The organism is Streptomyces sp. NPDC002276 (assembly GCF_053891435.1).
This window is the reverse complement of the sequence record NZ_JBSFCQ010000015.1, coordinates 255504-262042: the sequence shown is the minus strand read 5'-3', so window position 1 is coordinate 262042 and position 6539 is coordinate 255504. Positions and strand designations below refer to the sequence as shown.

7 protein-coding genes are annotated in these 6539 nt (G+C 67.2%); 1 reads left to right on the top strand and 6 read right to left on the bottom strand.

Annotated elements, in window-relative coordinates; all coding sequences use genetic code 11:
* The 6 genes from ACWIHT_RS33520 to ACWIHT_RS33495 all read right to left on the bottom strand — a co-directional run.
* A partial coding sequence (locus ACWIHT_RS33520) for a homocysteine S-methyltransferase family protein (protein WP_456172068.1) occupies positions 1-500 on the bottom strand: 500 nt, incomplete at its 3' end.
* The gene (locus ACWIHT_RS33515) at positions 497-1480 is read right to left on the bottom strand and encodes a carbohydrate kinase family protein (RefSeq protein WP_456172067.1); all 984 of its coding nucleotides are present in this window, start codon (positions 1478-1480) and stop codon (positions 497-499) included. The genes ACWIHT_RS33520 and ACWIHT_RS33515, both read right to left, overlap by 4 nt.
* A gap of 38 nt (positions 1481-1518) precedes the next feature.
* Complete coding sequence (gene metK / locus ACWIHT_RS33510; protein WP_456172066.1) at positions 1519-2682, bottom strand: methionine adenosyltransferase; 1164 nt, start codon at positions 2680-2682, stop codon at positions 1519-1521.
* Positions 2683-2891: 209 nt separating this feature from the next.
* Entirely contained in the window at positions 2892-3668 is a 777-nt protein-coding gene (locus ACWIHT_RS33505; protein WP_456172065.1) for a thioesterase II family protein, read from the bottom strand.
* 105 nt (positions 3669-3773) lie between these two features.
* Positions 3774-4562, bottom strand: a complete 789-nt coding sequence (locus ACWIHT_RS33500) for an AfsR/SARP family transcriptional regulator (RefSeq protein WP_456172064.1) — start codon at positions 4560-4562, stop codon at positions 3774-3776.
* Between the two features lie 447 nt (positions 4563-5009).
* Positions 5010-5753: a TetR/AcrR family transcriptional regulator C-terminal domain-containing protein gene (locus ACWIHT_RS33495; protein ID WP_456172063.1), complete on the bottom strand. Its 744-nt coding sequence runs from the start codon at positions 5751-5753 to the stop codon at positions 5010-5012.
* Positions 5754-5920: 167 nt separating this feature from the next.
* Between ACWIHT_RS33495 and ACWIHT_RS33490 the strand changes: the two genes are divergently transcribed.
* Entirely contained in the window at positions 5921-6538 is a 618-nt protein-coding gene (locus tag ACWIHT_RS33490) for a PadR family transcriptional regulator (protein WP_456172062.1), read from the top strand.
* Position 6539: the final 1 nt, after the last annotated feature.

Genomic DNA, 6539 nt, shown 5'->3' with positions numbered 1-6539 from the left:
GTCTCCACGATCAGCGCGTCGGCGCCACCGGCCAGCAGGCCCTCGGCGTTCGCCTGGAAACCGTCACGCAGGGTCGCGTAACCGATGTGGCCCAGGGTCGGCAGCTTGGTGCCCGGGCCGATGGAGCCCAGGACCCAGCGGCGGCGCCCGTCACGCGCGGCGAAGGCGTCAGCGGTCTCCCGGGCGATACGGGCACCCGCCACGGAGAGCTCGTGGACCCGGTCGGCGATGTCGTACTCGGCCATCGCCGAATGGTTCGCGCCGAACGTGTTCGTCTCGACGCAGTCGACACCCGCGCGGAAGTACTCCTCGTGGACCGAGCGGACGATGTCCGGGCGGGTGACGTTGAGGATCTCGTTGCAGCCTTCGAGATCCTCGAAATCCTCAAGCGTGGGCTCCTGCGCCTGGAGCATGGTGCCCATCGCTCCATCGGCGACCACCACACGGGTGGCCAGCGCCTCTCGGAGCTCGGACACACGGGTCCGGCTGTCGGCGGTCATGACGGCTCCTGGAACGCGTTCGCGAGCCGTTGGGCCGGACCGTCGCCGTAGGCCCGCTTGACGATGCCGAGCAGGCTCGTCAGATCGGTCTCGTAGGTCTGTGAACCCACTGTGCGCAGGGCGACCGAGGCGAGCGCGCAGCCCAGCTGTGCCGCCGACTCGACGGGAAGCCGACGACCGACGGCGGTGAGGAAGCCGGCCCGGAAGGCATCACCCACTCCGGTCGGGTCGACGACCTCGGTGTCGGGGATCGCGGGCACGGTGACGGTCGGCTGTCCGGCACGCTCGATATGGACGCCGCGCTTACCGAGGGTCGTGACCCAGGTACCCGTGGTGTCGAGGATCTTGTCTCTGCTCTGGCCGGTGCGCTCCTGGATCAGCGCTGCCTCGTACTCGTTGGTGAACAGCCATGTGGATCCGGCGACGAGGTCACGCACCTGGTCGCCGGTCAGCCGGGCGAGTTGTTGCGACGGGTCGGCGGCGAACCGGATGCCGAGCGCGCGGCAGTCGCCGGTGTGGCGCAGCATGGCCGCCGGGTCGTTGGGCGAGACGAGAACCAGATCGGGCCCGGTGCCCGCGGAGACGAGGTCCCGCAGATCGATGTCGCCGGCCTCGGCCATCGCGCCCGAGTAGAACGCGGCGATCTGGTTGGCGTCCTCGTCGGTTATGCAGACGAAACGAGCGGTCTGCCGCTGTGCGGAGACCCGGACGCCGGTGGTGTCGACGCCGTGCTGCTTCAGCCATGCCTCGTACTCCGCGAAGTCGCCGCCGACCGCCCCGACCAGCATCGGACGCAGGCCCAGGATGCCGAGTCCGAAGGCGATGTTGGCCGCGACTCCGCCGCGGCGCACATCGAGGCGGTCGACCAGGAAGGAGAGCGAGACATGGGCCAGCCGGTCGGGGAGCAGCTGGTCGGCGATCCGGCCGGGGAAGACCATCAGGTGATCGGTGGCGATGGACCCTGTCACGGCTATACGCATGTGTGCTCCTGTCGGTGCGTGGGGCGCCGTCACCTGACTCAGACACCCGCGACGTGCTTGAGCCGCTGGGCACGGTCGGTGCGTTCCCAGGTGAAGTCGGCGAGCTCGCGGCCGAAGTGGCCGTACGCGGCGGTCTGGGCGTAGATGGGGCGGAGCAGGTCCAGATCGCGGATGATGGCGGCCGGGCGGAGATCGAAGACCTCGGTGACGGCCTGCTGAATACGGTCGACCGGGAGCGACTCGGTGCCGAATGTCTCGATGTACAGGCCGACGGGCTCGGCCTTCCCGATGGCGTAGGCGACCTGGACCTCGCAGCGGGTGGCAAGGCCGGCCGCGACCACGTTCTTGGCGACCCAGCGCATCGCGTACGCCGCCGAACGGTCCACCTTGGAGGGGTCCTTGCCGGAGAAGGCGCCGCCGCCGTGCCGTGCCATGCCGCCGTAGGTGTCGATGATGATCTTGCGGCCGGTCAGGCCGGCATCGCCCATCGGGCCGCCGATCTCGAAGCGGCCGGTCGGGTTGACCAGCAGGTTGTGGCTGTCGGTGTCCAGCTTGATGCCGTCCTCGGCGAGTCGTGTGAGGACAGGGCCGACCACCCGCTCACGGATGTCGGGGACGAGCAGGTGGTCCAGGTCGATACCGGGCGCGTGCTGCGTGGAGACGACGACGGTGTCCAGCCGTACCGGGCGATCTCCCCGGTACTCGATGGTGACCTGGGTCTTGCCGTCCGGCCGGAGGTAGGGGAGGGTGCCGTTCCTGCGGACCTCGGTCAGCTGCCGGGCGAGCCGGTGCGCGAGTTCGATGGGCAGGGGCATCAGGTTCGGGGTCTCGTCGGTCGCGTAGCCGAACATCAGGCCCTGGTCTCCCGCGCCGCCGGTATCGACCCCCTGCGCGATGTCCGGCGATTGCGCCCCGATGGAGACCGAGACACCGCACGAGGCACCGTCGAAGCCCTTGGCCGAGGAGTCGTAGCCGATGGCGAGGACGGCGTCGCGTACGAGCTGGGCGATCGGCGCGTGTGCGGTGCTGGTGACCTCACCGGCTATGTGCACCTGCCCGGTCGTGATCAAGGTTTCCACCGCGACGCGGGAGAGGGGGTCCTCGCGCAACAGGGCGTCGAGGATCGTGTCGCTGATCCGGTCAGCGATCTTGTCGGGGTGTCCCTCGGTGACGGATTCCGAGGTGAACAGGCGGTGGGACATGTCACTCCAGACAGTGGTGGCGGGAGACCAGGGGTGCTCGGCGACCGGGCGGGAACGTCCTGTGCCGGGGAAGGAGTTTGAACGGGACCGGACAAGGAACGCTCGAAGAACGAACGACGGAGGCAGGAGAGGGAGTGGAGGAGACCGAGCAGGGGCTGCTTCGGCGACACCCGGGTGAGCCAGGGCGGGGCGGGCATGTCCCTTCGGCGTCACCGGCGAAGATCGATCGGCGAAGGCACGGGAAGCCGGCTCCGCACGGGGCTGAGGCGGCGCACCACGCGGCATGCCTGCCCGAGCAGTCTGGGCAGCTCGGGGCCGCGGACGAAGGCGTGGCCGTCCGATACGGTGCGCAGCCTTGTGGGCCCTTCGGTCCAGGCGTGCCAACCCTCCGTCACAGCGGGCGACATCGGCACGTCGTGCCCGGTGACGACGAGCAGCGGAGTGGTGAGCGGGCCGGCCGGTGACGGTGTGCGTGCGGCCGCACGCAGTGCGCGGTCGAGTGCCAGATCGTCGCGGAGCACCTGCTTCCCGGGCGGTTCCCGGATGCAGCCGAGGTCGGTGCCGAGCGGTACGACGCCCATCCGGTCCAGAGTGCGCAGGAGCTGGGCCTCCGGTACCCCCAGGACGTAGGCCGATTCGGATGGCATGTGCGGGGGTGTGCAGGCGCCGACCGCCAGGAGCGCGGGACCGGGCAGCCCCATCTCGTGCAGGGCCCGGGTCACCGTGTAGCAGACCAGGGCGCCGAGACCGTGCCCGTACAGGGCGTACGGGCCGGTCGGCGCGTCGCTGAACAGGTGCAGCACATCGTCGAGCAGCGCTTCACGAGTGGTCGCCCGGGTTTCGTCGCGCCGTCGGCCGCGGCCGGGCAGGAGCACGGGGACGGGCACCACGCCGGGGCCGACGTTCGCCGTCCAGCCTTCGAAGGCGGAGACGCCTGCCCCGGCATGCGCGAAACAATAGAGCGGTACCGGTAGTTCGTGTCGCATGGACCCTCCTCGTCCCGCCCGCGAACGCGGTGGATCAGAGGGTTGTCGGTCAGCCTCGACAGTCGGTCGAGGCCGGACCGAACGGGCGGGACCGAACGCCTCTGCCTAGGCGGCGTTCGGGGATGTGAGGATCACATGCTGTGCCTGCTGCAATTTCTGGGACGGCTCCAGACCGAGTTCATCCATCAGGTTCTTCCGGAGCTGATGAAACACACTGAGAGCATCCGAGCGGCGGCCCGCCAGGTTAAGGGCACGCATGTATTGCTCATGTATATTCTCATTGAGAGGCTGCTGCGCGGTCAGCATGACCAGGTCAAGGATCGCCTCGTCGTGCCTGCCCACCTGTAGATCGGCTTCGATCCTGCTTTCCAGCACAATCTGCTGCTGCGTCTGAAGCCCGCGGACTTTCGGTTCGAGAACGGAGCCGATCGGGACATCGACGAGAGCCGGCCCCCGCCAATACTCCAGCGCCTTCCGCAGTAGATGTGACCCATGCTGCGGGTTTCCCTGAGCGAGCGCGATCCTGCCCTCGGTCGAGAGATCGTTGAATTGGCGAAGATCGAAGGGGGGCATCGGTAAACGCAGAAGATAGCCGCCCTGCCTGGTGAGCAGAATGTCCCGAACCGCCGGGGATTCGTCCTTGAACGCCTTGGACATGAGTTTCCGGAGGTGCAGAATGTAGGTCTGCAGAGTCGTTTTTGCACTTCTCGGAGGACTTTCCGCCCACAGTTCGTCTACGAAGCTCGCGGATGTCACCACCTGCCCTTCGTTGAGGGCCATGAGCGCAAGAACCTGCATTTGCTTCGGTGCGGTGGGGGTGACGTCAATTCCATTCACGCTGAACTGCAGCGGGCCAAGAACAGACATGGCGATATCAGCCGATTCCCCATACATGTAATCCCCTCCATCAATTTGAGACCATCTCTGAAGATTGCTCTTATTGACTGGGGTGCAGTGTGAACGGTGTCATGAGACAATCGTGCACCTGCATTGAGACTTCCCCCGTCCTCCGTTGATCGTATAGCAGGGCCCTGGCGGGATTCAACGGTATTTTGGCAAACGTTAGAATCAATTATTCCTCAAGGGTGGCTCAAGTTGGTACTGAAAAAATAGACTTCGGGGAATTGGTTGCATAATATGCCGACCTTGGAAAAATGGGGCGTCAGCGGCACAGGCGGAATCAGATATTCCGAAAGTGGAGGCGGGTTTTCCCGGCATGGTACGAGTATCTTCTGCGAATTTCATTTCCTTTGTAGTCGTGCGGCCGGGCATGCGAAGGCCCCGGTCGCAGTGCGGCCGGAGCCTTTTGGTCCAGGGATAAACTATCTGGCAATCCGTGCTTCAGGTCTGCTCGATCCGCGAGGCGAGGCCGTCCAGCAGGGCGTCGAGGCCGATCTCGAAACTCTCGTCGGCGGTCAGGTGGCGGGCCCCTGCCCGCAAGAACCGGGAGAACGCCGGGTACCGGCCGCCCTCGACGATGCCGTCCAGGAATGACGCCACGTCGAAATGCCTCTCGTGGGTGCTCCTGTCGCCGGCCCGGACCCGCTCCATCTCCGCCTCCTCGGCCTCACACATCGCCGTTCCCATGACGTGGCCGGTGATGATGCCCGCGTAGGCCGAAGCGACGGTGACGTCCAGCCCGGCACCCTCCAGTACCGCCATCGTCCGCTCCAGCCAGCCGAGGGCCTGAGGGCCGAAGAGCGGCCGACGGAAGGTCAGTCGGGCGAACCACGGGTGGCGTCCGATGGCTTCCCGCAGCTGGTACGCGCCGGCGCGCATGTCCGTCCGCCATTCCCCCGGTCCGCCTTCCGGGAGCGCCAGTTCGGCGAAGACGCCGTCGATCAGCAGGTCCTCCAGGTCGCCCGGGCGCCGGATGTGGTGCCGAAGAGACATCCCGGCAGCGCCGAGCTCCGCGGTGAGGCGTTCGAGCGACACCGCCGGGAGTCCGTCGGCGTCGGCGATTCGCAGCAGCGCCGCTACGACCTCGGGACGAGTCAGGCGTGGGTGCAACAGGGCGCCGTCCGGTTCCGGCTCGGCCCAGATCAGGGGCGGGACCTCGGGTGTTTGCTCGGTGGTTGCCGGCATCGCTCACTTCCCCTGGTCGAAACGAGTGTTCAGGCCGTCGGCGGTCGGCCCCAGAGTGGTCCGCGTGGCTCGAAGCCTCCTCGAAGCGGACTCGGTCGACGGTGACGAGGGCCTAGGGAGTTCGGATCCGATTGACAACAAGAATCTAATGCCGTGTAGTTAGCTTCATGAATCTATCTCGCCTCGTGGTGCTGGGCCTGCTGGAGAGCGGCGGACCGCAGCACGGTCACGAGATCCGCAGACAGGCCGAGCGCAGCAACGTCCAGACCTGGGGAGGCGTCAGCATCGGTGCTCTGCACCGGGAGCTGAAGACGATGGAGGCGCAGGGCCTCGTCGAGGCAGTGCGCACCGAACAGGTGGGCCGTCGCCCGGTCCGGACCGTGTACCGGATCACCGATGACGGCCGGTCCGAGTTGCACGCACTCCGGGAGAAGGCCATCGCCCGGCTGCACTTCGGCCCGGACCCGCTCGGAGTCGCCCTGCTCTTCGGCCGGGTCGGGGACCGCGCGGAGATGCTCGCGCTGCTCGCCTCGCGCCGCGAGGTGCTGGCCGCCAGCCGCGACGGCGTGGCTTCCGAATGCCGGCGCCTCACCGAGCAGGGCCTCATCACCGCCTTCGACGCGGCGATGTTCCGTCGGCGGGAGATGCAGCTGGACGCCGAACTGCGCTGGCTGGAGAAATTCGAGAAGGACGTGGCCGACATCGTCGACCCCCGGCCCTCAGCAGGTGAGGAGCAGGCCGCAGCAGCATCCGATCGTCAGGCAGACCGGTCCGACAAGGAGTAGC

What these genes read in the sequence shown, in the direction of transcription:
- ACWIHT_RS33515 (WP_456172067.1), bottom strand. Translation starts at nt 1,480, where the DNA reads ATGCGTATAGCCGTGACAGGGTCCATCGCCACCGATCACCTGATGGTC.
- metK (WP_456172066.1), bottom strand. Translation starts at nt 2,682, where the DNA reads ATGTCCCACCGCCTGTTCACCTCGGAATCCGTCACCGAGGGACACCCC.
- ACWIHT_RS33505 (WP_456172065.1), bottom strand. Translation starts at nt 3,668, where the DNA reads ATGCGACACGAACTACCGGTACCGCTCTATTGTTTCGCGCATGCCGGG.
- ACWIHT_RS33500 (WP_456172064.1), bottom strand. Translation starts at nt 4,562, where the DNA reads ATGTATGGGGAATCGGCTGATATCGCCATGTCTGTTCTTGGCCCGCTG.
- ACWIHT_RS33495 (WP_456172063.1), bottom strand. Translation starts at nt 5,753, where the DNA reads ATGCCGGCAACCACCGAGCAAACACCCGAGGTCCCGCCCCTGATCTGG.
- ACWIHT_RS33490 (WP_456172062.1), top strand. Translation starts at nt 5,921, where the DNA reads ATGAATCTATCTCGCCTCGTGGTGCTGGGCCTGCTGGAGAGCGGCGGA.